Consider the following 26,799-nt stretch of genomic DNA (forward strand, 5'->3'; position numbering starts at 1 on the left):
TGCCGGATGGGTCGGTCTCAGGCCGGCGCGGCGAGCGTGCGCTCGGCGACCAGCCGCTGCTTGTAGAGCTTTCCGTTGGGGTCGCGCGGGAGCTGCTCGCGCAGGTGGATCGCGCGCGGGCGCTTGTGGCGCGCCAGCCGCTCGCCGCAGAAGGCGTCGAGCGCGGCGCGCAGCTGCGCGGCCGGCGGCGCGCCCGGCGCGGGCTGGACCCACGCCTCCGGCACCTCGCCGAGGTCGGCGTCGGGCACGCCCGCGACGCCGGCGTCGAGCACCGCCGGGTGCTCCAGCAGCGTCGCCTCGATCTCGGCCGGGTAGGTGTTGACGCCGCCGACGATGATCATGTCGGTGACGCGGCCGGTGAGGAAGAGGAAGCCGTCCGCGTCGACGTAGCCGCGGTCGCCGACGGTCAGCAGCCGGCCGCGCCGCACGCCCTCGGTCTTCTGCGGGTCGCGGTGGTACTCCATCCGGTCCTCGCCCTGGCGCATGTAGACGATCCCCTCCGTGCCGGCGGGGACCTCCGCGCCGTCCTCGTCGAGGATCCGCAGCTCGCTGATCGGCAGCGGCAGGCCGACGGTGCCGGGCCGCTCCAGCCACTGCTGCGGCGTCGCGACGGTCGAGCCGACCTCGGTCGAGCCGTAGTACTCGAAGACGATCGGGCCGAGCCAGTCGAGCATCGCCTGCTTGTCGGCGCGCGGGCAGGGCGCGGCGCCGTGGAGCACGTAGCGCAGCGAGCTGACGTCGTGGCCGGCGCGCGTCGCGGGGTCGAGCGCGAGCAGCCGGTGGAACTGCGTCGGCACCATATGCGTGCCGGTCACGCGCTCGCGCTGCACGGTCTCCAGGAACAGCTCCGGCGTCCAGCCCTCCATCAGCACGACCGATCCGCCGAGGTGCAGCGCACCGGAGGCCGGCGTGATGTTGGCGGTGTGGTACATCGGCGAGGTGACGCACCAGCGCTCGAAGTCGGCGCCGATCCCGAGCGCGTCGAACAGCCACTCGTAGACGTGCGCGCCGGCGTCGGCGTCCTGGCCCGAGAGCGGCCGCTTGACGCCCTTGGGCCGGCCGGTCGTGCCGCTCGTGTACTGCATCAGCGAGCCGGCTCTGGTCTGCGCCGGACGGGTCTGCGGCTGGCCGTCGAGCAGCTCGCGCAGGTCGCGCACGCCGTCGCCGCCGCCCTCGGCGAACAGCCGCGCCGGGTCGGCGACGGCCGCGCGCACGACGTCGGTCACGCGCGCGGAGCAGAGCACCGCCTGCGCCTCGCAGTCCTCGACGATGTGACGGATCTCCTCGCGGGTCAGGTGGTAGTTGACCGGGACGAGGTAGAGGCCGCTCTGCATCGCCGCGAGGTAGAGCGAGAGCATCGGGATGCCGTTGCTCATCACGCACGCGACGGTGTCGCCGACGCGCAGCCCGGCGACCTCGTGCAGGCCGTGGCTGAGGCGGTTGACCTCGGCGTCCAGCTCCCCGTAGGTGCGCCTGCTGCCGTGGGCGTCGACGACGGCGGGCCGCTCGGGCTCGGCCGCGGCCCAGGCCCAGAAGCCCATGCGCTTCTCGGTCATGCTGCTCTCTCCATCCTCGCTCTCCGTCCTCTCCGGACGGCCGCGAATCAGTCTCGCAACTTGATTCCGACCATTCGGTATGTTGTGAATATACCCATGAGCGTCCCCACCGTCCACCGCTCCGCCTTCCACAACCGCGAGGTCGGCGCCGCCGAGCTGGTGCGCGACGGCGTCTGGGCCGTCCCGCTGCCGCTGACCGGCAGCCCGGTGCTGTCGGTGATCGTCCACCTGCTGCGCCATGACGACGGCCTCGTGCTCGTCGACGCCGGCTATCCCGACGACGCCTGCTGGGAGACGCTGACGGCCGCGATCGCCGCCGCCGGCTTCGGCGTCGGCGACATCACCCACCTGCTGCTGACGCACAACCACCCCGACCACATCGGGCTCGCCGCGCGCGTGCGCGAGGCCAGCGGCGCGCCGATCGCGATCCACCCGCTCGACGCCTTCCAGCTGCAGCGCCCGCTGCGCGGCACGTTCTTCGACCAGCTCGAGCGCGAGCTGCGGCTGGCGCGGCTGCCCGCCGACGTGCTCGCCGAGATGGTCGACTCCTCGCGCCGGCTCGCCGCCCACAGCGACGACCTGCTCGTCGACGACTTCCTCGCCGACGGCCAGCTGCTGCGCTTCGGCGGGCTGGAGCTGGAGGTGCTGTGGACCCCCGGCCACGCGCGCGGCCACGTCTCGCTGCTGGACCGCGCGCGGCGGCTGCTGATCGGCGGCGACGTGATCCTGCCCGAGGGCGAGGTGCAGGTCGGCCTCGTCAGCGACGAGGACGACGACCCCGTCGCGCAGCTGCGCGACTCGCTGCGGCGGATCGCCGCGCTGCCGATCGACCTGCTGCTGCCCGGCCACCAGTACCGCTTCGACGACGTCGCGACCGTCGTCGCCCGCACGCTCGGCGAGCAGGACGCCCGCCTCGCGCGCGCCGCCGAGGTGCTCGCCCGCCGCCCCGGCGCGAGCGCCTGGGAGCTGACGACCCAGCTCGACTGGGGCCGCCCGTGGGAGCGGATCGGCCTCACCGGCCGCCGCTTCGCCGTGATGCAGGCGATGGGCTGGCAGCGCTACCTGGAGCGGCGCGCAGGCTGAGGCGGCGGCCGCCGCCGCGCCGCCGTCAGTCCGCCGCCCACGCCGGCACCAGCTCGGCGACGCGCTCGCGCAGCTCGCGCTTGAGCACCTTGCCGGACGGGTTGCGGGGCAGCTCGTCGAGCACGTAGACGGCCTTCGGGACCTTGAAGCCGCCCAGCCTCGTGCGGCAGTGCGCGACGACCGCCTCCGGGTCGAGGCCGTCGGCTCCGGCGACGAACGCGACCGGCACCTCGACCCACTGCTCGTGGGGCACGCCGATCACCGCCGCCTCCATCACCTCCGGGACCGCGTCGACGACCGCCTCGATCTCCGACGAGGCGACGTTCTCGCCGCCGCTGCGGATCATGTCCTTCAGCCGGTCGAGCACGTACAGGTAGCCGTCCTCGTCGAAGCGGCCGACGTCGCCGGTGTGGAACCAGCCGCCGCGGAAGGCGCGCGCGGTCGCCTCGGGATCGTCGAGGTAGCCGTCGCAGACCTTCGGCCCGCGCACGACGATCTCGCCCGCGACGCCGGCCGGCAGCTCGCGGTCCTGCTCGTCGACGACGCGCACGTCGACGCCGTGCAGCGGCGTGCCGACCGAGCCCTGCTTCGTCAGCATGTGGTCCATGTCGAGGTAGGTGAGGCCGTTGCAGGTCTCGGTCATCCCGTAGCCCTCGATCAGGCGCGCGTTGGGGAAGGTCTCGACCGTCTCGTGGAAGAGCGCCGGCGTCACCTGGCTGAAGATCAGCCATCTGACCGAGCGGGTGTCGCGCAGCTGGTCGGGCGGCAGCCGCCGGATCAGCGTCAGCATCGTCGCGACCATCGCCATGCCGGTGATCCGCTCGCGCTCGATCGTGTTGAGGATCGTCTGCGCGTCGAAGCGCCGCAGCAGCACCATCGTCGCGCCGACCCACCAGGTCGTGTAGCCCGGGATGTCGAGCCCGCCGACGTGGTAGAGCGGGGCGAAGTTGAGGATCCGGTCGTCCTTCGTCAGCGCCAGCTCGGCGACCTGCGCGTGCATGTTCGCGTTGACGTTGCCGTGCGTCAGCCGCGCGCCCTTCGGCCGGCTGGTCGTGCCGGAGGTGTAGAGGACGCGCTGGAGGTCGCCGTCGCCGACGGCCGCGTCCGCGACGCGCTCGTCGGCGTGCAGCGCGATCAGCTGCGCGACGGTCGGCCAGGCGGGGCCGAGGTCGCCCTCCAGCGCGACGTTCAGCCGCAGCGCCGGCAGCCGCCCGGCGAGCGCGGCCGCCGTCTGCGCGAAGGCGCTCTCGCTCGCCAGCCCGTCGGCTCTGGCGTGGTCCAGCAGCCACTCCAGCTCCTGCTCGTGGAGGCGGTAGTTGAGCGGCACCATCACCGCGCCGAGCTTCGCCAGCGCGAGGCCGAGCAGCAGGTACTCGGGCAGGTTCATCGCCAGCACCGCGATCCGCGTGCCGCGGCCGACGCCGAGCGCCTGCAGGCCGGCGGCGAGCGCGTTGACGTCGTCGTCGAGCTGGGCGTACGTCCAGCGGCGCCGCTCGAAGACGAGCGCGTCGCGGTCGGCGTAGCGGTGGCGGGCCCACGTCAGCAGGCGGCTGAGGTTCGCCGTCGGGGCGCTCATCGCGTCTCCCACGGGCCGTCCCAGCCGACGACGGTCGCGGCCGGCGCGCGGCGCGCGGCCTTGAAGTCGAGCCCCTGCGTGTAGGCGACCGGCAGCAGCGCGACCTGCGTGAACGCGTCCGGCAGCGCGAGGATCCGCGCGACCTCCTGCTCATAGTGGAGGTGGATGCAGGTCAGCGCCGAGCCGAGCCCGCGCGAGCGCAGCGCCAGCTGCAGCGACCACAGCGCCGGATAGACCGAGCCGTAGAACATGCTCGCGAACGGCCCGCGGCCGGAGTCGGGGACGCGCTCGACGGAGCCGACCAGCACCTGCGCCGGCACCTCGTGGAAGTGGTCGACGAGGTGCTGCGCGGAGACCATCGCGCGCTGCAGCGGCGCCGGCAGCTCGCGCGGCGGTTTGCCGGCGGCCTCGCGTCTGGCAGCCGAGATCCGCAGCGGCGTCAGCACGAACTCCTCGATCGCGCGGCGGTAGACGGACGCGACCGCGGCGCGCTTGTCGGCGTCCTCGATCACGACGAAGCGGGCCATCTCGCGGTTCTCGGCCATCGGCGCCTGCCGCGCGATCTCCAGGCAGCGCTCCAGCACCGCTCTCGGGACCGGTCTCGCGAGGTCGAGCCGTCTGCGCACGGCGCGGGTCGTCGTCAGCACCTCGTCGACGTGCTCCAGCAGCGGGTCGGTCACGGCGGTCGCGCTCATGCGGCCGCCTCCGCGCGCAGCTGCCGCTTCAGCACCTTGCCGGAGTCGTTGCGCGGCAGGCCGTCGACGAACGCGACGTGCTTGGGCAGCTTGAAGCGGGCGAGCTGCGCGCCGCAGTGGCGCACCAGCTCGGCCTCCGTCAGCGACGCGCCCGCGCGCAGCAGCACGAACGCCTTCGGCACCTCGTCCCACTTCGGGTCGGGGACGGCGACGACGGCGACCTCGGCGACGTCCGGGTGGTCGGCGATCACGCGCTCGATCTCGGCGCTGGCGACGTTCTCCCCGCCGGACTTGATCATGTCGCCCTTGCGGTCGGCGAACCAGAGGAAGCCGTCGGCGTCGATCGAGGCCATGTCGCCGGAGTGGAACCAGCCGTCGCGCCAGGCGCTCGCGGTCGCCTCCGGGTCGCGCCAGTAGCCGGGCGAGACCTTCGGGCCGCGCACGACGATCTCGCCGACCTCGCCGGCCGGCAGCTCGTCGCCGTGCGGGCCGACGACGCGCAGGTCCATCAGCGGGAAGGGCGTCCCCTGCGAGCCGAGCTTGCTGCGCGAGTGGGCGGCGTCGAGGTAGCAGGCGCCGTTGGTCAGCTCCGTCATCCCGAACGTGTCGATCGAGCGGACGTGCGGGAACGTCTCCTGGAAGCGGCGGCGGACGACCGGCGGGACGCCGGCGAAGATCACGAACCGCAGCGCCGACAGGTCGAAGTCGGCGAGGTCGGGCATCGCGAGCACGTCGAGCAGGATCTGCGCCGCCAGCACCATCCCGGTGATCCGCTCGCGCGCGGCCAGCGCGACGATCTCGCGGCCGGCGTAGGTCGGCGACAGGACCATCGTGCCGCCGGCGGCGAGGATCGTGTGGCCGGGCGCCTCCAGGCCGGAGACGTGGAACAGCGGCGCCGACACGAGCGTGCGGTCCTGCGGCGTCAGCTCCAGCTCCAGCAGCTGGCCGAGGATGTTGTGCGTGACGTTCCCGTTGGTGTGGATCACGCCCTTCGGGTGCGAGGTCGTGCCCGAGGTGTAGAGGATCCGCTGCACGTCGTCGAGGCCCGTCTCGGCGTCGGGGACGGGATCGCCGCCGGCGGTCGCCTCCAGCAGCGCGCCGAGCGCGTGCCAGTGGCCGGGCGCGGTCGCGCCGTGCGTGATCGTCGTGCGCATCGCGCCGAGCGACTGGACCGCGCGCGCCTTCTCCTCGAACTCCTCGTCGACGATCAGCGTCGAGAGGCCGGAGTGCTCCACGATCCAGCCCAGCTCGCGCGCGTGCAGGCGCCAGTTGAGCGGCAGCATGATCGCGCCGATGCGCGCGAGCGCGTAGATCTCGATCACGTAGGTCGCGTGGTTGCGCGCGACGATCCCGACGACGTCGCCCGGCGCGACGCCGGCGCGCGCGAGCGCGCGGGCGTGATCGTCGACGGCCGCGTCGAGCTGGCGGTAGGTCCAGCGCCGGTCGCCGTCGACGAGCGCCTCCTGCGCGGCGCGCCGGATCGTCTGGCGGCGCAGGTGGCGGGCGAGGTTGGCCGTCGGCATCAGGCCTGCTCCTGCGGCGCGCCGGCCGCTGCCGCCTGCTGCTCGCGGTAGGCCTTGACCTCCGCGCGGCTCGGCAGCGAGACGAACTCCAGCAGGTTGCCGTCGGGGTCGCGCGCGGCGAAGGCGTGGATGTGGCCGTAGTTCTCCAGCAGCACCCGTGCCGGCCGGTCGATGCACGTGCCGCCGTTGGCCTCGACCGCCGCGTGCAGCGCCTCCAGCTCCTCGCGCGGGACCTGGAAGCTGAGCAGGAAGGTGCCGAGCTGGAGGTGGCCGCTCGGCGGCGGCGCGCCCGGCCCGTCGTCCCATTGGATCAGCTCCAGCTGGCCGATCTGCGAGGGACCCTGCAGGTATTGGATACTTCCTGCGATGTCGTCCGGCAGGGCGAGCGAGCGTGCCATCTCCGGCCCGCCGACGCGAGCGCTGAGCGTGCGGCGATAGCCGAGCGCCCGTTCGTAGAACGTCGCCGCGCGCTCCAGGTCGGAGACGCTCATCGCCACGTGGTGGACTTCGCTGACGGGCACCGATCTCTCTCCTCGCTAAAACCGACCAGTCGGTATGGCACCCTAACGGGGCGTTGGCGACGGGTCAAGAGGAGCGCGTCAGGCAGCGTAGAAGCGGCCCAGCGACTCGGCCACACAGACCGGCTTGTCGGCGCCCTCGCGCTCGAAGCGCTGCTCGATCGTCGCCTGGACGCCGCCCGCGACCTCCTCGACGGCGACCAGCGTCGCGCGCATGCGGATGCGCGAGCCGACGGGGACCGGCGCCGGAAAGCGGACGCGGCCGTAGCCGTAGTTGACGCCGAAGGCGACGCCCTCGACGGCCAGCAGCTCGTCGAGGAAGCGCGGGCCGAGGCTGAGCGTCAGCAGCCCGTGGGCGATCGTCGCGCCGAACGGCGAGCCGGCCGCCCGCGCCGGGTCGACATGGATCCACTGGTGGTCGCCGGTCACCTGCGCGAAGGAGTCGATCTGCTCCTGCGTGACCGTGTGCCAGCCGCTGTGCCCGATCTCCTCGCCGGCGCTCGCGCGCAGGTCGTCGATTCCGTTGAAGGTGCGCATGACGCGAGCATACCGTGACTTCATACCAACCAGTCGTTATGTTTGTCCGCCCACCAGACAGGAGCAGCTGGATGACCAACCCCACCGTCGCGATCGTCGGCGGGACCGGCGAGCTGGGCCACGGGCTCGCCCTCCGCCTCGCGGCCGCCGGCCTGCCCGTCGCGATCGGCTCGCGCAAGCCGGAGGCGGCGCAGACCGCCGCCGAGGCGGTCCTCGCCGCCGTGCCGGCCGCGGCCGTCAGCGCGCACGTCAACGCCGACGCGGTCGCCGCCGCGGAGGTCGTCTTCGTCTGCGTCCCGTTCGCGAGTCAGGCCGCGACCCTGAGAGGGCTGAGAGCGGCGCTGCGGCCGGGGACGGTCGTCGTCGACTGCACGGTCCCGCTGGCCGCCTCCGTCGGCGGCCGGCCGACGCGGATGCTCGGCGTCTGGCAGGGCTCGGCCGCCGAGCAGGCGCGCGACCTGCTGCCGGCCGAGATCGCGCTCGTCAGCGCCCTCCACACCGTCTCCGGCGCGAAGCTCGCCGACCTCGCCCGTCCGCTTGACCAGGACGTGCTCGTCTGCGGCGACGACGGCGCGGCGAAGGCGACCGTCGCCGCGCTGGTCGAGCGGATCGGCGGCCTGCGCGCCGTCGACTGCGGCCGGCTCGAGCAGGCCCGCATCGCCGAGTCGCTGACCGCGCTCCTGATCGGCGTCAACATCCGCCACAAGACGACCGCCGGCATTCGCCTCACCGGCCTGCCGGAGCGCGGCTGAACGGCTTCAGCGCGCCAGCTGCGCGGTCGCGACCCAGCGGCGGCCGTCAGCGCCCCGCGCGATCGCGCGGACCGGGACGCGGGCGGCGGTGAGCGGGAGCAGGGCGCGGCCCGATCTCGGCAGCGCGCGCCAGCGGGCGCCGGTCTTCGTCTCGATCCGGACGGCGCGGAGGCCGCGGCCGTGGACGCTCGCTCTCACGCTCGCGCCGGTCCATCTCAGCTCCAGCGAGCGGCCGGCCGCGTCGCGGCGGACGATCAGCGCTCTGCGGCCGGGCACGACCACGCCGCCTTTGCAGCGCGGCAGCACCGCGATCCGCAGGCGTCTGGAGCCGAGCAGCGGGTGGCCGGTCAGCGAGCGGCCGCCGCAGCGGACGGGCGTGCTGCCGAGCAGCAGCGCGACGTCGCGCGGGCGTGCGGCGAAGCGGCCGCCGCTGGCGGGCGCGAGCAGCGTCGCGAAGCGGGCGCGGACGGTGCCGCTGGAGGCCGGCTCGGCGGTCGACGCGGCGGCCGCCTTCGCGCGGGCCGTGCCGGCCGCGCCGCTCGTGCCGCCGACGCACGCGCTCGTGCCCGGCGGGGAGACGATCGAGCTCTGGACGACGGTCGCGATCTGCGCGTAGTTGGTGAGCGTGTTGGGGGTGCCGAGCAGTGACGACAGCGTCGCCGAATGGACGACCGGGAAGGCGCCGCCGTCGACCGTCTGGAACGGCGCCGCGACGATCCGCTGGAGCGTCAGCGACCACGAGCTCTCGTTCAGGCCGCTCGCCTCGCCGACGACGCCGTCGTCGGGGAAGTAGTACGCCGGGACGGCCCAGCCGATCCACGACGGCAGCGAGACGTAGGTGCCGGCGATCGTCGTCACCGGGCAGCCGATCGTCTGCTGCGTGTTCCAGCCTGCGAGGTAGCTGCTCGACAGCTCCTTGACGGCGTCGTCGCCGAGGTTTCCGATCATCTGGTCGAGGATCGGCAGCACCAGCTTGCAGATCTTCTGCTCGAAGCCGGTCGTGTCGCACTGGCCGTCGTGGACGTACTCGGCCAGGTCGGCCGCATAGGAGCCGGTGTGCGGCGTTCCGAGCGTCGTCAGCGACTGGACGGTCGGCGTCGGCCCGGACGCGGTCGCGTACTGCGTGATCGCCGAGCGCGACCAGAGGCCGCCGTCGGAGTGCCCGACCAGCTGGACGCTCGTGATCCCGTAGCTGGCGCGCAGGAAGGCGAGGAAGGTCAGCAGCGCCTGGCCGTTGGCGTCGACGTCGCCGTTGGAGTCGATCGTCGCCGTGCTCGGCGGCACCGGCTGGGCCGGCGCGACGCACGGCGCCGTCGTTCTGCCGTGGTTGCCGACCGGCGCGGTGAAGACCGCGTAGCCGGCCGCCCGCAGCAGCGCGGGCGCTCCCGTCGGCGCGTCCCACGTCGGCCCCTCCTGCCCGGCGCACTGCGGCGCCGAGGAGGTGAACGGCGTCGTCGTCGTGAAGCCGGAGACGAACACGACCGCGCTGCCGGCGGCCGGCGCCGCGACGGACAGCGACGGGACGGCGGCCGCGGCGAACACGGCCGCGACAAGACAGACGAGGAGCTGACGGGTGGCGCGCATCGGCAGCACGCTACGCAAACCGCGAGTCGCTGTCGACCCGTCTCCGGTCATCTGGCCCGGCGACCAATACAATCTGCGAAACTCCATTTGATAGAGCGACTGAACCGTGGCTCGCGACTCGTAGCCCCACGATGACCGGGAGATGGACTTGCAAGGAGAAGCGATGCGTTCAGGCGGCCGATCGTCGTGGTCCGTCCGATTGGCTCATGTCCTCGTCGTCTGCGCAGCGCTGCTCGCTTTCGCGGCAGCCGGGTCCGCCAGAGCCGCCACCGTCCGGTCGCACGCCGTCGGCCCGCAGACCAAAGTAACGATCCAGCTCACGCGTCACGTCAAGCTCGTCGTGCCCAAGCACACCGTGGCGAGACGCGGGCGGATCACCGTCGTGCTGCTCCCACGACACGCGGTCTCGGTGAGAATCTCTGTGCCGTGGCGGCAACGCATCCGAGTCGTCGCCCACGCGCATGGCCGAACGCAGTCCGCACTCCTCGGCGGGATCCTCTTCACGAAGAGCGCCGGCGGTGCGTCACGCTCTGCTCACGCGGCCCTCAATCTCAATCCCCTCGGCAACGTCTGCGTCAAGCTGGCGCTCGCGGTGGGTGCTGCCGCGATCGGAACCGGCCCGTTGGACCTCGGCATCGACGGAGCCACCGTCACCGGCTGCTTGATCCGGCAAGGCCTCACGCATCTGGGGCGAGCGGTCCTGTCGAGGATCGCGTCGGCGCTCGGACACGATTGCGCCGCTGCCCTGCTGAAGTCGGGGATCAACGACGTGACCTTCTTCCGGGTCCCCGAGTGCAACCGGCCTAAGGGGCCGACCGGCCCCAGCAACGGAACGCCGCTCGTGATAGCGACGCTGCCGAACAATCCCGTGCAGGGCATACCGCTCAGTCCCCCGTCGGTACCGTCACCGACCCCGCACCCTGCGCCGACGACGCCTGCACCCGCGCCCGCATCGCCACGTTTGTCTCCAGGTGAATTCAGCGTCATGAACGCGGACGGCGGCATCTTCTGGCGCTCAGCGCCCGACTGGAATGCGGCCGTCGCCGTCGCCGGCAACGGCTTCTATCCCGGAACCGTGATCAGGATCAGCTGCTTCCAGTCGGGCACCGGGAACGTCCCCGGATCCGCGAACAGCATGTGGGAGCAAGCCAGCTGGGTCGGCGGCCCCGGTCGTGGCAGCGGTTGGATCAACGAGCACTTCATCAACGACGGAGTGGCGATCAACCAACCGACGCCCGGGGTACCGCCCTGCGCGGTGGCGGCACCTCCGCCGGCTGCGCAGACGTGGCCGGAGACCGTGGGCGGAGTCGCCCATACCTGGACGAACTACACCAACGCCGGCGGGACCGAAGGGCCTTCGATCGGAGCCGGTCAGACCGTCGCGATCGCCTGCAAGCTGCAGGGTTTTCGCGTCGCGGACGGCAACACCTGGTGGTACCGGATCGCATCGCCGCCCTGGAACGGGAACTTCCACGTCTCGGCTGACGCGTTCTACAACAACGGCGCCACCTCGGGCAGCCTGCACGGAACTCCGTTCGTCGATCCGGCCGTGCGCGACTGCTGACGTTTCAGGTGCGCGGCTCGACCCACCACGGCGTGGTGCGCGTCTGCGAGGCTGAGCCGATGGCCGACCGCGCTCGACACGACGTGCTGACGGCGGCGGCCGTCGCGGGCGTCGTCAGCGGGGTGCCGTCGACCGTGTGGACGCTGCGGGCCGGCGGCGACCTGGTGGAGAGCAGCCGGGCGGCGGGGGCGCTGCTCGTCGGCGAGCGACGTTCCGCGGGGCTGCGGCTGACCGCGGCGGTGCCGGTGCACGCCGCGCTGTCGATCGGCTGGAGCGCGCTGCTGGCGCGGACGCTGCCAGGCCGGCATGAGCCGCTGTGGGGTGCGGTGGCGGGAGCGGGAATCGCGGCGCTCGACCTGGGGCTGATCGGGCGGCGGATTCCGGCGATCGCGGCGCTGGCGCAGGGTCCGCAGTGGGCCGACCACGTCGCCTTCGGGGCGGCCGTCGGGATCGTGCTGCACGCGCGGCGGCGGTGACGCCGCGAGCGCTGCGTGGTCACTCCAGCTCGATCGCCGCGCCGGCCTGCAGCGCGGCGACCAGCTCGCTGCGCTGCAGCTTGCCGCGCGGTGAGAGCGGGAGGGCGTCGAGCGCGAAGACGCGGTGCGGGCGGCTCGGGGCGGGCAGCGTCGCGCGGGCGTGGGCACGGACCTCGGCGCGGGTGGGGAGCGCGGCGGTGAGGTCGGCGGCGGGGGCGGGCGCGGCAGGCGCGGGCGCGGCGGGCGCGGGGGCGGCGGGCGCCGGCGCGGCGGGGATGAGGACGGCGACGGGGATCTCGCCCCAGCGCGGGTCGGGGAGGGCGACGCAGGCGACGGCGGCGACGCCGGGGAGGGCGGCGAGGGCGGCCTCGACCTCGGCCGGCTCGACGTTGAGGCCGCCGGAGATGATCGTGTCGCTGGCGCGACCGGCCAGCGTGAGGCAGCCGCCGCGCAGCGTGCCGAGGTCGCCGACGGTCGCCCAGCCGCCGGAGTCGGGCCCGCCGGTCAGGCCCTGCTCGGTCAGATAGCCGCTGAACAGCATGTCGCTGCGGACGTGCACGACGCCCTGCTCGCCGTCGGGCAGCGGGCTGCCGTCGCCGGGGTCGCGGATCTCGACCTCGACGCCCGCGAACGGGCGGCCGGCGCTGCCGGGCGGTGCCGGGTCGCGGGTCGCGTCGAGCGCGACGAAGCTCAGCTCGGAGGCGCCGTAGAAATGCGCGATCGCAGCGCCCGGCGCCAGCTGCGCGAGCCGGTTGCGGGCCTGCGCTGGCCACGGCGCCGCCGACGACAGCAGCTCGCGCAGCGCCGGGTACGTGCGCTCGCCGAGCAGCTCCGCCAGCCGCACCGCCAGCGTCGGGACGAGGTACGCGTGCGTCGTCGCGGTGCCGGGCGCGAAGCTCTCCTCCAGCGGGCGCAGGTCGACCGCCGCGCCGCGCGTGAGCGCGTGCAGCGCGCCGTAGAAGTAGTGCGAGTGGTCGAGCGCTCCGGGCGCGGCCACGCGGTCGCCGGGGCCGACGTCGAAGGCGTCGTCGGAGCGGTCGAGCGTCGTCGCCCACGACGCCTGGTCGCGCACGAACAGCTTCGGCTCGCCGCTCGTGCCCGACGTCAGCCCGACGAGCAGCTCCGCCGCAGGATCCGGCGGGGGTGGGAAGGCGGCGCCCTCGGGCGGCGCGACGGCGGGCGGCGCCGCAGCGGGCGGCGCGACGGCAGGCGCGGGCCGCGTCAGCTCCTGCGGCGTTCGCAGCGGGGTGCCGAGCGGGCGCAGGGCGGCGGTGCGGGAGGCCGGGGTGACGACCAGCGCCGGCGCCGCGATCCGCAGGACGCGCGCGAGCTGCTGCTCGGTCAGGTGGCGATGCAGCAGGACGAGGCTCGTGCCGGCCGCCATCGCACCGAGCGCGACGGCGAGCGAGTCGGCGTCGGAGCGGGCCAGCAGCGCGATCCGCCGCTCGCCCGCGACCCGCGCAGCGACCGCCGCGGCCCGCCGCGCCAGTTCGCCATACCCGACCTGCTCGCCGGCCGCGACGACGGCGAGCGCGTCGGGTGCCTCCGCCGCCCGCGCGGCGAAGCGGGTGGCGAGCAACGGGGAGCCTGGCGACATCGGCGGAGCCTATGCGCACGCGGCAGGCCGCGGCGAGGCGCCGCACCAGCGGAGGCTGCCCGCGGGCCTCCTAGGATGAGCGGCGATGACTCCCTCCACCGCTCACGCAGTCGGCGCCACCGCAGCCGACGCCCCGCTCGCCCCGCTCCAGATCGAGCGGCGCGCGTGCGGCTCCGGCGACGTCCGCATCGAGATCAGCTACTGCGGCGTCTGCCACTCCGACATCCACTTCACGCGCGGCGAATGGGGCGAGATCCCCTACCCGGCGATCCCCGGCCACGAGATCACCGGCATCGTCGCCGAGGTCGGCGCCGACGTGACGCGCTTCGCTCCCGGCGATCGCGTCGGCGTCGGCTGCATGGTCAACTCCTGCCGCGAGTGCGACAACTGCGTCGCGGGCGAGGAGCAGTACTGCCTGCGCGGCAACACGCAGACGTACGGCTCGGTCGACAGAGACGGCACGATCACCTACGGCGGCTACTCCTCCCACGTCGTCGTCGACCAGGACTTCGTGCTGCGGATCCCCGACGGCCTCGCGCTCGACGTCGCCGCGCCGCTGCTGTGCGCCGGCGTCACGACCTGGTCGCCGCTGCGCCACTGGGGCGCCGGGCCGGGCAGACGGGTCGCGGTCGTCGGCCTCGGCGGGCTCGGCCACATGGCGGTCAAGTTCGCGAAGGCGCTCGGCGCCGAGGTGACCGTCCTGTCGCAGTCGCTGCGCAAGCAGGAGGACGGCCTGCGGCTCGGCGCCGACGCCTACTACGCGACCAGCGACAGAGCGACCTTCGGCGAGCTGGCCGGCCGCTTCGACCTGATCGTCAACACCGTCAGCGCGCCGCTCAGCATGGGCCGCTTCCTGCGGCTGCTGAAGACCGACGGCGCCTTCGTCAACGTCGGCGCGCCGCCGGAGCCGCTGGCGGTCCCGGTCTTCGCGCTGATCGGCCAGCGGCGCACGTTCGCCGGCTCGGCGATCGGCTCGATCCGCGAGACGCAGGAGATGCTCGACTTCTGCGCCGAGCACGCGATCGGCGCCGAGATCGAGCTGATCGGCGCCGACCGCATCAACGAGGCGTGGGAGCGCGTGCTCGCCTCCGACGTCCGCTACCGCTTCGTGATCGACAGCGCGACGCTCGGCGGCTGACGCGCAGCGACCGGCCGCCGTCGGTCGAGCAGATGGAGCGCAAGAGAGCGTTCGGCAGCATTCGTCGAGCACGCTGGTTCGGGCTTCAGTAACGGCGTCCGGCGGCCGATAGAGGGCGCCAGTACGCTGACGCCCCGCTCTCCTCGAACACGGAGGTTCGTGCCTCGATGTCCCGACGGCTGCTCGCTCTGCTCGTCACCGCCTGCACGGCGGCGCTGCTGTCTCTGTCCGGGACCGCGCAGGCCGACTTCGAGCAGGGCTTCGAGACGGGACCGTGGTTTCCCGGCTGGGAGTCGCGGAACAGCTCGTCGCCGCCCAGCCCGAGCGGCTGGACGATGGGCGCGGCCGGCAGCCCGTTCGACGCCGCCGACGGCAGCCCGGACTCGTATGTCGTCTCCGACGGGAGCACGGTCGGCTCCGGCGGCAGACTGTCGCACTGGCTGACCTCACCCGACATCATCCTGCGCGGCGGCGATCAGATCGTCTTCAAGCTGCGCGGTCCCGGCAGCCCGCTCAAGCCCGACCGGGTCGAGCTGCGGCTGGCGCGCAACGGCCCCGGAAGCCTTCCCGGGCTCGACGCGGACGGCGTCGGCGACTACGACCTGCTGCTGAAGACGATCGCCAGCGACGATCCCGACGGCTTCCCGACCGACTGGACGACGTACAGCGTCACGCTCAGCGGCAGAGACCTGCCGTCGCCGATGAGCGGCCGCTTCGCCTTCCGCCACGTCGCCGCGGACACGACGACCGCCGGCGACCTGGTCGCGATCGACAGCGTCAGATACGTCGAGGACAGAACGCCGCCGGCCGCGCCGGCCGACGCGCAGATCGTGACGCCGTCCCCGGGCACGAGCCAGAACCCGACCGTCAGAGCGACGCTCGGCGAGCCGGGCTACGTGTACTTCTTCAACACCGCGAGCTGCAGCCTCCTCGGCGGCGTCAAGGCCGTCGAAGCCCCGGACGGCGGGACGATCAGCACCGAGTACCCGCTGTCCTTCGACGCCACGAAGACGTTCTCCGTCTACGCGACCGACTACGCCGGCAACGCCTCCGAATGCGTCGAGCTGGGCAGCTACCAGCACGACGGCACCGCGCCGGTCTCGCTGCTCGACCTGCCCTCCGGCTGGCACGCCGCGCCGGTCGCGGCGAGACTGACGGCGACCGACAGAGACGCCTATGGCACCGGCGACGGCAGCGGCGTCAGCGCGATCCACTACACGAAGGGCGTCGCGCCCGCGACGCCGACGACCGCCAGCGCGACGTACGACGCCGCCGACCCGCCGCTGCTCGGCGACGGCGAGCGGATCAAGTGGTTCGCCGTCGACGTCGTCGGCAACCAGGAGGCGGTGCAGGTCTCCGACCCCGCCCAGGTCGACACGACCGCGCCGCTGACGAGCGACGCCGTGCCGAGCGGCTGGGTCGCGGTCGCGCCGGCCGCGAGACTGACCGCGACCGACGCGCAGAGCGGCGTCGCGACGACCTACTTCACGATCGGCGCCGACCCCGCGCCGCCGACGACCGCGAGCACCGTCTACAACCCGGACGCGCCGCCGACGCTCAACGACGGCGAGTCGATCCGCTACTTCAGCGTCGACGCCGTCGGCAACGCCGCGACGGCGCGCAGATCGGCCGCCGCGAGAGTCGACATGACCGCGCCGACCAGCGGCGACAGCGTCACCGGCGCGACGCTCGCCGGCCCGGTCACGCTGACCGCCGCCGATGCGCAGTCGGGCGTGGCGGCGACTCACTACACGACCGGCGTCGATCCGGCCGAGCCGACGACCGCGAGCGCCGTCTACGACCCGGCGAACCGGCCGCTGCTCGCCGCGGGCGAGCGGATCCGCTACTTCAGCGTCGACGCCGTCGGCAACGCCGAGAGAGCGCGGCTGTCGCTGGCGGTGCCGGTGCCGCCGCTCCAGCAGGTCGACCCGCCGGCGCCGCAGCCAGACCCGGGCGTGCAGCAGCCGCCGGCGAGCCCGCCCGCGTCCAGAGGCGGGACGCCGACGGCAGCGAAGCCGGCGGTCGCGCTCGCGCGCGGCGACCTGAAGGCGACCCGCGCCGGCACGGTCTCGCTGAGCGTGAGCTGCAGCGGCGCGCGCTGCAGCGGCACGCTCACGATCAAGGTCCGCAGAACGACGATCGCGAGCGCCCGCTACGCGATCGCAGCCGGCAAGCGCGCGACCGTCAGCGCGAGGCTGACGGCCGCCGGCCGCAGACTGCTCGCCAGAGCGCGCGGCGGCAGGCTCGCCGTCACCGTGACGGTCGCGGGCAGAAGCACCGCCCGCACGCTGGTGCGCGGGCGATAGCGGGCGCCGCCGTTCAGCTCATGCGCGGGCGGCGGCTCGCGCGCGGACGGCGCTCCATCCGCCGGAAGAGCGGGCCGCGCGCGGCGGCCGGCTCGGCCTGCGCCAGCTCGCGCAGGTTTCTCAGCGCGCGGGCGGTCAGCAGCAGCAGCATGCCGGCGGCGAGCGCGACGCCGGCGAGGTCGAGCGCGGTGACCGTGACGCCGAACAGCTCGACGCGCGGATCGAGGCCGAGCGCGAGGGCGGTGTTGAGCGCGATCAGGATCACGCGCACCTCGGTCGGGCCGATCAGGCCGTAGCCGATCGAGAAGCGGCCGAGCGCCTGGCTCTCGAGGTAGACGTTGACCGACAGCACCAGGTAGGCGACGCCGAGCAGCATCCCGACCGACAGCAGCATGTGCGGCGAGAGGCCGAGCCCGATCGCGATCGCGGCGGTCGCGCCCGCGTCGACGAGGTGGTCGAGGTAGTAGCCGTAGCGCGGCCGCTGGATCTCGCGCACGCGCGCGAGCGTGCCGTCGAGCGAGTCGCCGAGCCAGTGGACGACGAGCAGGCCGCTGGCGACCCACAGCCACACGTCGCTGTTGTTCGACAGTCCATACGCGACGCAGATCGCGATCGCCGCGACGATCCCGAGCAGCGTCAGGTCGTCGGGCAGCAGCCAGCGCGGCAGCCGCCGCGCGATCGCCCGCAGCACCCGCTTCTCCGGTCTGGCGAGCAGGAAGCTCGGCTCGCGGGTGGCGTTGACGCCGCGCGCCGGCGCGCCGGCGTCGGGCGCTGCGGTGGCGGTGACTCCCGCCTCGTTCGCGGACTCTGTCGACCGCCGGTCAGTAGCGTTCATGTCCTTATCTACCAGCGGTCAGCAAGCTGGTTACAGGGGCGCGTCAGAACCCCCAGATCTGCGGCACCAGCCCGACCGCGACGACGAAGAAGAGCGCCAGGAACGGCAAGCCGAAGCGCCAGTAGTCGCCGAAGCGGTAGCCGCCCGGACCCATCACCATCAGGTTGCCGGGGGTCGAGATCGGCGTCAGGAAGGCGGCCGAGCAGGCGACCGCGACGCACATCAGCAGCGGCCGCGGCGAGACGTCCAGCTCAGCCGCGGCGGCGATCGCGACCGGGATCAGGATCAGCGCCGTCGCGGTGTTGCTGACCGCGATCCCGAACAGCGCTGCGACGACGAACAACGCGGCCAGCAGCAGGTACGGGCTGCCGTCGCCGACGGCGTCGATCAGCAGCCGCGCGATGTCGTCGGCGGCGCCGGTCGACTCGATCGCGCCGGACAGCGGGATCAGGCCGGCGATCAGGATCACGGTCGGCCACGAGATCGCGCGGTACGCCTGCTCCTCGCCGATCGCGCGCGAGACCACCAGCGCGCCCGCCGCCAGCAGGCCGGCGGCCGCCGCCGGCAGCAGCCCGGTCGCCAGCAGCGCGACGAACGCCGCGAAGATCGCGAGCGTGCGGCGGGCGCCCGGCCCGAGCGCGACGAGCTGCCGCCGCACGACCGCCGGCGGGTCGACGACGAGCACCTCGTCGCGACCGCCGAGCTGCGCGTCGAGCGACTGCCACGCCCCTTCGAGCAGCAGTACGTCGCCGGCCGCGAGCGTCGCCGGCCCGCCCTCCAGCGGCTCGCCGCGACGCTGCACCGCGAGCACGACCAGCTCGCCGCTGTCGGTCGTCATGCCGGCGAAGACGCGCTCGCCGATCAGCGGGGAGCGCGGTGGCACGACGACTTCCGCGACGCCGACCTCGCGCGTGAAGAGCGACTCCGGCACCGTCCGCGCGACGACGCCGCCCGCGATCGCGTGCTGCTCGACGAGCGTGCGCGCGTGCGCGCTGAGGTCGGGCGGGACCGACCTCGCGCGGCGGTCGGGCAGCAGCCGCGGCGCGAGCAGCAGCGACAGCGCGACCGCCCCCACCGTCAGCGGCACGCCGACCAGCGCGAACGAGAAGAAGCCGAAGCGGCCGGCGCCGGCGTCGGCCGCCGCCTGCGAGGCGAGGATGTTGACCGGCGACCCCATCAGCACCAGCAGCGAGCCGGCGTGGGCGCTGAAGGCGAGCGGCATCAGCAGCCGCGACGGCGCGCGGCCGATCCGCGTGCCGATCACGACCATCATCGGCACGAGCGCGGCGACCGCGCCGTTGGGCGTGATCAGCGCCGACAGCAGCGCCGCCAGCAGCAGCGAGAAGGCGACGAGGCGCGTGCTGTCGCCGCCCGCGGCGCGCGTCAGCCGCTGGCCGGCCCAGGTCGTCACGCCGTTCGCGTCGAGCGCCTCGCTGATCACGAACAGCGAGGCGATGAACAGCACCGTCGGGTCGCCGAAGCCGGCGAGCGCCTCGCGCAGCGTGGTCACGCCCGTCGCGGCGAGCGTCAGCGCCACCGCCAGCGCCACCACGGCGACGGGGAGGCGGTTCCAGACGAACAGCGCGACCGCCGCCGCCAGGATCAGGAGCGTGACGGTCGCGTCGTCCACGGTGGCTGCGTCAGCGGATCGGCGCGCCCGGCCCGAGCGGTATCCCGAGCAGGTACCAGGCGACGAAGAACAGCACCCAGGCGACGGTCAGCACGAGCGTGTACGGGATCATCAGCGCGATCACCGTCCCGATGCCGGCGTCTCTCTGGTACCGCTGCGCGAAGACGACGATCAGCGCGAAGTACGGCATCAGCGGCGTCAGCACGTTCGTCGGCGAGTCGCCGACGCGGTAGGCGGCGAGCACGGTCTGCGGCTCGATCCCGAGCCGCAGCATCAGCGGCACGAAGATCGGCGCGAGGATCGCCCACTTCGCGATCTTCGCCGGGATCACGAAGTTGACGACGATCGTCACGACCATCACGCCGAGCAGCAGCCAGAGGTCGCCGAGGTCGAGGTCCTCGAGCACGTCGCCGAGCGAGACCGCGACCACCTGCGCGATGTTCGAGTAGTCGAAGTAGGCGATGAACTGCGCGATCAGCAGGAACAAGAAGAGCAGGCTGGCGAGGCTCGCCCACGATCTCGTGATCATGCCGAGCACATCGTTGCTGCCTCTGATCGTCCCGACCGCCTTGCCGTAGGCGATGCCGGCGGCGAGGAAGGCGGCCGAGATGATCACGATCAGGCTGCTCATGAACGGCGAGTCGCCGATGATGTCGTTCGTGTCGGGGTTGCGCAGCGGCGCGCCCGACGGCAGCGTCAGCGCGGCGACGACCGCCAGCACGAGCAGCACCGCGAGCCCCGCCCAGCGCAGGCCCTTCGCCTCCAGCGCCGCGTCGACCGCCTGCCCCTCCTCGCGCGCCAGCTCGTCCTCGTCGGCGAGCGAGCGGTCCCACGTGCCCAGTCGCGGTTCGATGATCTTCGTCGTCACGAGCGCGATCACGATCGTCAGGAAGATCGTGCAGCCGGCGCCGAAGAAGAGGTTCGCGACGAGGTCGATTCTCGTGCCGGGATCGACGAGCGCCGCCGCCTCGTTCGTTATGTCCGTGATGACCGCGTCGGCCGGGACGATCAGGATGTTGACGCCGAAGGCCGCGCTGACGGCGCCGAAGCCGGCCGCGATCCCGGCGAGCGGATGGCGCCCGACGCTCAGGAAGGCGGTCGCGGCAAGCGGGATCAGCACGAGGTAACCGGCGTCCGCGGCGATGCTGGAGACGATCCCGACGAAGACGATGATGAACGTCAGCGAGGCAGGCGTGGAGATCGCGACGAGCTTGCGGATCAGCCCGCCGACGAGGCCCGACAGCTCCGCCACGCCGACGCCGATCATCGCCACGAGGATCACGCCCATCGCCGTGAAGCCGAGGAAGTTCGGCACGAACGAGGTGAACATGAAGCGGATCCCGGTGACCGTCAGCAGGCCTCTGATGGCGAACGTCTCGGTCTCGACGTGGTAGTCGGGATGGCCGGCCGGCAGCGAGCTGACGCCGTCCTGGCTGAGCGACGCGGCGTGGCTGCCGGGGTCGATCACCTCGGAGCTGACGCTGACGCCGATCCAGTCGAGCAGCTGCGACAGCACGATCACCCCGACGCACAGCCCGAGGAAGAGGATCGCCGGGTTCGGAACCTTGTTGCCGGCCCGCTCGACCCACGCCAGCGCCCGCTGCGCGAAGCCGCCGTCGCCCGCCGCGCGCTGCTCGCCGAAGCCGCCGCTGCCGTCGACGTGCCCGCTCGTCGCGGCGCTCATCGGGCAGCGCTCCGGAACGCCTCCGCGTAGCGGCCGAGGAAGTCGGCCTCGGCGACGACCGCATGCTCGAACTCGGACAGCAGCAGCCGCTCGTCCGGCCCGTGGATGTTCGCGAACCCGTCGGCGGTGCCGACCAGCAGCGCCTCCGCGTCGGGCAGCGCCCGCGCGAGCGCGTTGACGATCGGGATCGAGCCGCCGCTGCCGGCGAGCAGCACCTCGGCGCCCCAGGCGGCCGACCAGGCGGCGCGAGCGGCGTCGTAGGCCGGCCCCTCGGTGCGGGCGGCGAAGCCGTTGCCGGTCGCGCCGGGACTGACCTGCAGCTCGATCCCGAACGGCCGCTGCGCGCGCAGGTGGCGGATCACCGCCTCCTGCGCCTCGCTCGCCTCCTGCTCGGGGTGGACGCGCACGTTGAGGACGGCGCGCGCGTACGGCGAGACGGCGTTGACGGCGTCGCCGACCGACGGCACGTCGATCCCGATCACGGAGATCGCGGGGCCCGACCAGACGCGCTCGCCGAGGTCGCCGCTGCCGATCAGCGACATGCCGTCGAGCACGGTTCCCAGCTCGCGGAAGTCTGCCTCCGGCTGCGACGGGCCGTCCCACGCGGTTCGGCGCAACCCCGCGACGGCGACGTCGCCCGCGTCGTCGTGGAGTGTCTGCAGCGCGCGCAGGAGCGCGAGCAGCGCGTCCGGCGCGGCGCCGCCGTAGAGGCCGCTGTGCTTCGCCGAGGCGAGCGTCCGCAGCTCCACGAAGACGTTCGCGGTGCCGCGCAGCGCGGTCGTCAGCGTCGGCACGCCAGGGCGGATCGATCCCATGTCGCCGATCACCATCGCGTCGGCGGCGAAGCGCTGCGGATCGGTCGCCGGATAGGCGGGCAGCTCGCCGCTGCCGATCTCCTCGTACCCCTCGATGCAGAGCTTGATGCCGACCGGCGGTCTCCCGCCCCAGGCGCGCAGCGCGCCGACGTGGGCGAGCACGTTCGACTTCGTGTCGGCGACGCCGCGGCCGTAGAGCGCGCCGTCGCGCTCGGTCGGCTCGAACGGCGGGTCGGTCCAGAGCGACGCGTCGCCGGCGGCGACGACGTCGTAGTGGCTGTAGAGCAGGACGGTCGGGGCGCCGGGCGGGGCCGGGATCTCGCCGGTCACGACCGGCGCGGTGCCCGGCAGGTCGAGCCGATCGACGGCGACGCCGGCGTCGGCGAACAGCCGCGACGTCAGCTCGAACGCCTCCAGCAACGGCGCGTCGATCACGCCAGGGGTCGAGACCGACGGGATCCGCACGAGCGCCTCCAGGTCCCGCCGCAGGTCCGGCATCAGCTCGCGTGCTCTGCTCGCGACCGACTCAGCGTCCATCAAGATGCCCCCGCAGTTGTTCCGACAGTGCGCGAGCACCTTATTCAGAAGCCCGGGGCGCGGGCAAGCGGCGCCGCCCTTCCGCGGAAGGGCGGCGCGCCGGGTCAGCCGGTGAAGGCGGGGCGTTCTGCCTGTCTCGGGGCTGCTCTTCTCTGCGCGACTCTGGCGCGCGGGATCAGCAGCGTGACGGCCTGGCGTCTGGTGACTCTCTGGCCACTGCCGAGCGTCGTGTTCACCGTCAGCGTCGTGCGCAGCTTGCGCACGCCCTTCTTCTGCTGAGCCTTCACGAACGACGCCGGCAGCTTCAGCGACAGCGTCTTCGTCTTGCCAGCCGCGACCCTGATCCCGGAGAAGCGGACCAGCACACGCGTCGTCTTGGCGGCGGCGCGGGCCTGACCGCCCGTGATCGCCAGCGTCAGCGTGCCCGACACGCTGCACGCCTGACCGGGCGGGCAGACGAGCGGCAGTCTGACGCCACCGGACTGCGTCACGATCGCCGGCTGGCTGACGCCGATCGGCGAGGAGGCGCCAACCGGGACGGCCGGGTTTCTCGGCGCAGGCATCTCAGCCGGCTTGACGGGCGTCACCGGCGCGGCCGGGGCCGGGCTCGACGGCGTCGGCGCCGGCGTCACCGGCGTCTCCGGCTTTCTCTCCTCCGGCTGGGGCTCCGGCTCCGGTCTCGCCGCGATGCCGGTGCCGGTCAGCAGGACCGGATCCGGGCGGCTCCACGTGTCGCTGTAGATCTCGATCTCGGCCGTGCGCTCGCCGAGCGCGCTCGGGGCGAACTTGACGACGACGGCGCAGCTCGCGCCCGGCGCGACCGTTCTGCCGGAGCACTGGTCGTCGAGCGCGGTGTACTCGCTGCTGCGGGGCGGACGGGCGCGCGGGAAGTACTCGGCGATGTAGACGCCGTAGGTCGCGTCGAGCGTCATGTCGGCGTCGCCGACGTTGCTGACGGTGATCGTTCTGGTCGTGCTCTTGCCCAGCTCGACCTCGCCGAACAGCACCTCAGGGGTCGGGGAGATCGCCGGCTCGCCGCCGTAGACCTGGAAGCCGATCTCGTGCGAGGAGCTGTTGTAGGTGTTGGACGAGTCGGTGTAGACGGCTCTGACGGCGTGTCTGCCGCGCTCACCGGGGATGCTCGTTCTGCACTCGGCGACGCCGGTCGACGGGTCGACCGGGACGGCCTCGCAGCCCCACTGGTTGTACGTGTCGACGGTGAAGTTGACGGTGCCCGTCGACGGAGCGGGCGTGACGACCGCTCTGAGCGTGACCGGCTTGCTCGAGATCGCTCTCGTCGTGCCGCTGAACGAGAGCGTCGTCGAGGTGCCGATCGGCTCGGGCCAGCTGACCTCGATGTACGGCGAGCCGCCCTCGGTCGTGCTCGTGCAGCCGCTGACGAGGCACCAGCTGTAGCCGCCGGCGCCGCCGCCGCCGCTGCCCGCCCCGTTGGTCGAGGCCGCGCCACCGCCGCCGCCCCACATGCCGGCGCCGCCGCCCCCGCCGCCGTAGCCGGGGCTGGAGCCGCCGTCGCCGCCTCTGAGCGAGGCGCCGTCGGTGCCGTTGTAGGTCGTGTTGTCGGCGTTTCTGCCGCGGCCGCCGACCTGGTTCTCGAACGGCCGCGCGCCGCCGCCGGCGGTGCCGACGCCGGCGCCCGCGTTGGCCTCGGTGTTGGCGGTGCCGGCGTCGCCGCCGGCGCCGCCGGCCGGGCCACCGCCGCGACCGCCGCCGCCGGCGGCGAGCACGAGCGGGGTCGTGAGGTCTCTCTCGGCGGTGATCATGCTGTAGCCGCCGCCGTCGGCGCCCATGCCGCTCGCGCCGGTGCCCTGGCTGCCGCCGCCGACGCCGAGGCAGTAGTAGAGCGGCTGGCCCGGGTTCACGTCCAGCGACGCGTTGATCTTCGCGGCGGCGCCGCCGAAGCTGCCGCCCTGCTCGCCGTGGACGACGACGTCGATTCTGTAGACGCCGGCCGGGACGGTCCACTGGTTGGCGACGACGCCACCGTTGCCGCCACACCCCCAGCTGTTCTCGAATCTGACGGATGCGGCTTGGGCGACGCCCGGGAGCGCCGTCAGCGCCAACGGCGCTGCGATGAGGAGGGACGCGACGGCAGAACGACGACGCGCCCCGCGCGACAGGGCGCGCAGGGAGAGCGGGGACATGCCCACACCATTACACGACGAACCCCGTCCAGAAGTTGTGAATTCGCAGAATTGTCAGCGTAATTCAGCTTCGCTAAAGATCGGCGCAACGCGGCCGATCATCTCGGAGGAGAAGCGTGTCAGTCGATTGATGATTGAGCGGCGCGCGTGTACACGTCCGGGCGGCGATGGGCCAGCGCCGGCAGCCGCTCGCGGATCCCGTCCTGGCGCTCCGCGTCCAGCTCGGCGAGCGCGATCCCGTCCTCGTCGGGCGCCTGCGCCAGCACCAGCCCCCACGGGTCGACGACCAGCGAGCGGCCGTAGGAGGGCATCCCGCCCGGCTCGCCCCACTGGCCGGCGGCGATCACGTAGCACTGGTTCTCGATCGCGCGCGCCCGCAGCAGCACCTCCCAGTGGTCGCGCCCGGTCGCGACGGTGAAGCAGGCCGGCACGGTCAGCAGCCGCGCGCCGTCATCGACGAGCACGCGGAACAGCTCCGGGAAGCGCAGGTCGTAACAGATCGTCAGCCCGGTCCGCCAGCCGGCGAGATCGGCCGTGACGATCTCCGTGCCGGCCTGCTCGGCCGCCGACTCGCGGTAGACCTTGCCGCCCGCCTTGACGTCGAACATGTGGATCTTGCGGTAGACGCCGGCCTCGCGACCGCCGGCGTCGAAGGCGATCGAGGCGTTCGCGAGCGTGCCGTCGGCGCGCAGCTCGGTGATCGAGCCGCCGACGACGGCGACCCCCAGCTCGCGCGCCCAGCCCTCCATCGCGGCGTAGGCGGGGCCGTCGCGCAGCGGCTCGGCGAAGCCGCGCAGCTGCTCCGGCCCGCCGACGCCGGTCCACTTCTCCGGCAGCACGACCAGCTGCGCGCCGGCCTTCGCCGCGCGCTCCACGAGCGCGCTCGCGCGGGCGACGTTCTCGTCCTTGTCGGCGCTGGCCTGCAGCTGGATCGCGGCGACACGGGTGGTCATCTCGTCAGACTACCGAGCTTAAGTTCTCGCGCTGGCGTCCGACCGAACGGAGTGAACGATGCGCCGCCTGCTGTCCCTGCTCGCCGTCTTGACGCTCCTCGCCGCCGGTCCCGGCGCCGCGAGCGCGCTCGGCATGCAGATCTTCGTCAAGACGCTGACCGGCCGCACGATCACGCTCGAGGTCGAGCCGAGCGACACGATCGAGCAGGTCAAGCAGAAGATCCAGGACAGAGAGGGGATCCCGCCTGACCAGCAGCGCCTGATCTTCGCCGGCCGGCAGCTCGAGGACGGCCGCACGCTCTCCGACTACAACATCCAGAGCCAATCGACGCTCCATCTCGTGCTCAGATTGCGCGGTGCGCCGACGCTCGTCGTCGACGGCCTCGACGGGCTCACGGCGAGCCTGCGCGGCACCGGCATCGCCGGCGCCGACCTGACGGTGCTCGACGGCGCGACCGAGCTGACGACCGTCCCGGTCGGCGACGACGGCAGCTGGGCGACGACGGTGACGCTCGCGCCCGGCCTCCACTCGCTCGTCGCGCGGCAGGTCTCCGGCACCAGCACGATCGACTCGACGGCGACCGAGGTGACGGTGACGGCGCCGCCCGATCCGCAGCCGGAGACGCCGACCGACCCGCAGGAGCCGACGCAGCCGCAGACGCCGCAGGAGCCGACGCCGAGCGCGCCCGAGCCGACGCCGCCCGCGCCCGCGCCGCCGGCGCCCGGACGCGCTGTCGTGCCTGTCCCGGCTCCACAGCCGACGCCGTCCGTCGCCGCGCCGCGGGTGACGCGCTTCGCCGTCAGCCGCCAGTGCGTGCGCCCGGCGCGCGGGAGCGGGCGCGTCGCGCTCGGCCTGCGTCTGCGCCTCGCGCGGCCGGCGGTGAGCGCCGTCGTGCGCGTCGACCGCGCGGTCGGCAGCGGCGCGCTCGCGCGCTGCCCGGCGCCGAACCCGCACCGACGCGGCTTCCAGGGCCGCTTCGCGACGGTCGAGCGGTTGACGCGCCCGCTGCAGCGCGGCGGTGAGCTGCGCCTGTCGCTGCCGCTGACGCCCGGCCTCTACCGTGTCAGAGTGCGCGTGCGCGCAGCAGACGGCAGGCTGTCGCCTCCGGTCCGCCGCTTCGTGCGCGTGCTCGGCGGCTGAGGCGCGTGCGCCCGCGCGCGACCGCCGCAGGAGGCGGCACGGCGCTCGTCGTCGCCGCGCTCGCCGCGTCCGCGTCCGCACACGCCGCCCCCGCGCCCGCCGCAACCGCCGGCGCCGCGTTCGCGCCCGCCGCCGCG

The 26,799-nt window shown here is 73.5% G+C and carries 21 protein-coding genes; 7 read left to right on the forward strand and 14 right to left on the reverse strand.

Features of this window, described 5'->3' with window-relative positions; genetic code table 11:
* Nucleotides 1-17 precede the first annotated feature (17 nt).
* Nucleotides 18-1,556: an AMP-binding protein gene (locus Q7L73_RS17150; protein ID WP_304694737.1), complete on the reverse strand. Its 1,539-nt coding sequence runs from the start codon at nt 1,554-1,556 to the stop codon at nt 18-20.
* A gap of 96 nt (nt 1,557-1,652) precedes the next feature.
* Here Q7L73_RS17150 and Q7L73_RS17155 point away from each other — a divergent pair, with 96 nt between their 5' ends.
* A complete protein-coding gene (locus Q7L73_RS17155) occupies nt 1,653-2,639 on the forward strand; it encodes an MBL fold metallo-hydrolase (RefSeq protein ID WP_304694739.1) in 987 nt (328 codons plus the stop codon).
* A gap of 25 nt (nt 2,640-2,664) precedes the next feature.
* Here the strand turns inward: Q7L73_RS17155 and Q7L73_RS17160 are convergent, their stop codons facing one another.
* From Q7L73_RS17160 to Q7L73_RS17180, 5 genes are all read right to left on the reverse strand, one after another.
* On the reverse strand, nt 2,665-4,215 hold the full coding sequence (locus Q7L73_RS17160; protein ID WP_304694741.1) for a class I adenylate-forming enzyme family protein: 1,551 nt from the start codon (nt 4,213-4,215) through the stop codon (nt 2,665-2,667).
* Complete coding sequence (locus Q7L73_RS17165; protein ID WP_304694742.1) at nt 4,212-4,910, reverse strand: nitroreductase family protein; 699 nt, start codon at nt 4,908-4,910, stop codon at nt 4,212-4,214. Before Q7L73_RS17165 ends, Q7L73_RS17160 begins: the two co-directional genes overlap by 4 nt.
* A complete protein-coding gene (locus Q7L73_RS17170; RefSeq protein ID WP_304694743.1) occupies nt 4,907-6,433 on the reverse strand; it encodes a class I adenylate-forming enzyme family protein in 1,527 nt (508 codons plus the stop codon). Before Q7L73_RS17170 ends, Q7L73_RS17165 begins: the two co-directional genes overlap by 4 nt.
* A complete protein-coding gene (locus Q7L73_RS17175) occupies nt 6,433-6,954 on the reverse strand; it encodes a VOC family protein (protein ID WP_304694744.1) in 522 nt (173 codons plus the stop codon). The genes Q7L73_RS17170 and Q7L73_RS17175 overlap by 1 nt, the downstream gene beginning before the upstream one ends.
* 78 nt (nt 6,955-7,032) lie before the next feature.
* A complete protein-coding gene (locus Q7L73_RS17180; RefSeq protein ID WP_304694746.1) occupies nt 7,033-7,488 on the reverse strand; it encodes a MaoC family dehydratase in 456 nt (151 codons plus the stop codon).
* A 71-nt stretch (nt 7,489-7,559) separates the two neighbouring features.
* On the opposite strand from Q7L73_RS17180, the gene npdG reads away from it, so the two are divergent.
* A complete protein-coding gene (gene npdG, locus Q7L73_RS17185; protein WP_304694747.1) occupies nt 7,560-8,240 on the forward strand; it encodes an NADPH-dependent F420 reductase in 681 nt (226 codons plus the stop codon).
* Nucleotides 8,241-8,246: 6 nt separating this feature from the next.
* On the opposite strand, the gene Q7L73_RS17190 is transcribed toward npdG, so the two are convergent.
* Nucleotides 8,247-9,824: a triacylglycerol lipase gene (locus tag Q7L73_RS17190; protein WP_304694748.1), complete on the reverse strand. Its 1,578-nt coding sequence runs from the start codon at nt 9,822-9,824 to the stop codon at nt 8,247-8,249.
* A gap of 142 nt (nt 9,825-9,966) precedes the next feature.
* On the opposite strand from Q7L73_RS17190, the gene Q7L73_RS17195 reads away from it, so the two are divergent.
* Together Q7L73_RS17195 and Q7L73_RS17200 are read left to right on the forward strand one after the other, a co-directional pair.
* Entirely contained in the window at nt 9,967-11,388 is a 1,422-nt protein-coding gene (locus Q7L73_RS17195) for a hypothetical protein (protein ID WP_304694750.1), read from the forward strand.
* Between the two features lie 59 nt (nt 11,389-11,447).
* On the forward strand, nt 11,448-11,864 hold the full coding sequence (locus Q7L73_RS17200) for a hypothetical protein (RefSeq protein WP_304694751.1): 417 nt from the start codon (nt 11,448-11,450) through the stop codon (nt 11,862-11,864).
* A gap of 19 nt (nt 11,865-11,883) precedes the next feature.
* Here the strand turns inward: Q7L73_RS17200 and Q7L73_RS17205 are convergent, their stop codons facing one another.
* The gene (locus Q7L73_RS17205) at nt 11,884-13,461 is read right to left on the reverse strand and encodes an AMP-binding protein (RefSeq protein WP_304694753.1); all 1,578 of its coding nucleotides are present in this window, start codon (nt 13,459-13,461) and stop codon (nt 11,884-11,886) included.
* A gap of 85 nt (nt 13,462-13,546) precedes the next feature.
* Here Q7L73_RS17205 and Q7L73_RS17210 point away from each other — a divergent pair, with 85 nt between their 5' ends.
* Nucleotides 13,547-14,599 (forward strand): NAD(P)-dependent alcohol dehydrogenase, encoded by a 1,053-nt coding sequence (locus tag Q7L73_RS17210; protein ID WP_304694755.1) that lies wholly within the window; start codon nt 13,547-13,549, stop codon nt 14,597-14,599.
* A 167-nt stretch (nt 14,600-14,766) separates the two neighbouring features.
* On the forward strand, nt 14,767-16,905 hold the full coding sequence (locus Q7L73_RS17215) for a choice-of-anchor J domain-containing protein (RefSeq protein ID WP_304694757.1): 2,139 nt from the start codon (nt 14,767-14,769) through the stop codon (nt 16,903-16,905).
* 13 nt (nt 16,906-16,918) lie between these two features.
* On the opposite strand, the gene Q7L73_RS17220 is transcribed toward Q7L73_RS17215, so the two are convergent.
* From Q7L73_RS17220 to Q7L73_RS17245, 6 genes are all read right to left on the reverse strand, one after another.
* Nucleotides 16,919-17,740, reverse strand: a complete 822-nt coding sequence (locus Q7L73_RS17220) for a CDP-alcohol phosphatidyltransferase family protein (protein WP_304694759.1) — start codon at nt 17,738-17,740, stop codon at nt 16,919-16,921.
* A 43-nt stretch (nt 17,741-17,783) separates the two neighbouring features.
* Entirely contained in the window at nt 17,784-19,370 is a 1,587-nt protein-coding gene (locus Q7L73_RS17225; RefSeq protein ID WP_304694760.1) for an SLC13 family permease, read from the reverse strand.
* A 10-nt stretch (nt 19,371-19,380) separates the two neighbouring features.
* Entirely contained in the window at nt 19,381-21,054 is a 1,674-nt protein-coding gene (locus Q7L73_RS17230) for an AbgT family transporter (RefSeq protein WP_304694761.1), read from the reverse strand.
* Nucleotides 21,051-22,406 (reverse strand): M20/M25/M40 family metallo-hydrolase, encoded by a 1,356-nt coding sequence (locus tag Q7L73_RS17235; RefSeq protein ID WP_304694762.1) that lies wholly within the window; start codon nt 22,404-22,406, stop codon nt 21,051-21,053. Before Q7L73_RS17235 ends, Q7L73_RS17230 begins: the two co-directional genes overlap by 4 nt.
* A gap of 104 nt (nt 22,407-22,510) precedes the next feature.
* Nucleotides 22,511-24,568: a choice-of-anchor D domain-containing protein gene (locus Q7L73_RS17240; RefSeq protein WP_304694764.1), complete on the reverse strand. Its 2,058-nt coding sequence runs from the start codon at nt 24,566-24,568 to the stop codon at nt 22,511-22,513.
* Between the two features lie 119 nt (nt 24,569-24,687).
* Complete coding sequence (locus Q7L73_RS17245) at nt 24,688-25,521, reverse strand: carbon-nitrogen hydrolase family protein (protein WP_304694766.1); 834 nt, start codon at nt 25,519-25,521, stop codon at nt 24,688-24,690.
* Nucleotides 25,522-25,579: 58 nt separating this feature from the next.
* Between Q7L73_RS17245 and Q7L73_RS17250 the strand changes: the two genes are divergently transcribed.
* Nucleotides 25,580-26,662, forward strand: coding sequence for a ubiquitin-like protein (locus Q7L73_RS17250; RefSeq protein ID WP_304694767.1), 1,083 nt, complete (start codon nt 25,580-25,582; stop codon nt 26,660-26,662).
* The last annotated feature ends 137 nt before the right edge of the window (nt 26,663-26,799 follow it).

The sequence above is a fragment of the Conexibacter sp. CPCC 205762 genome, from assembly GCF_030646155.1.
Classification (GTDB): Bacteria; Actinomycetota; Thermoleophilia; order Solirubrobacterales; family Solirubrobacteraceae; genus Conexibacter.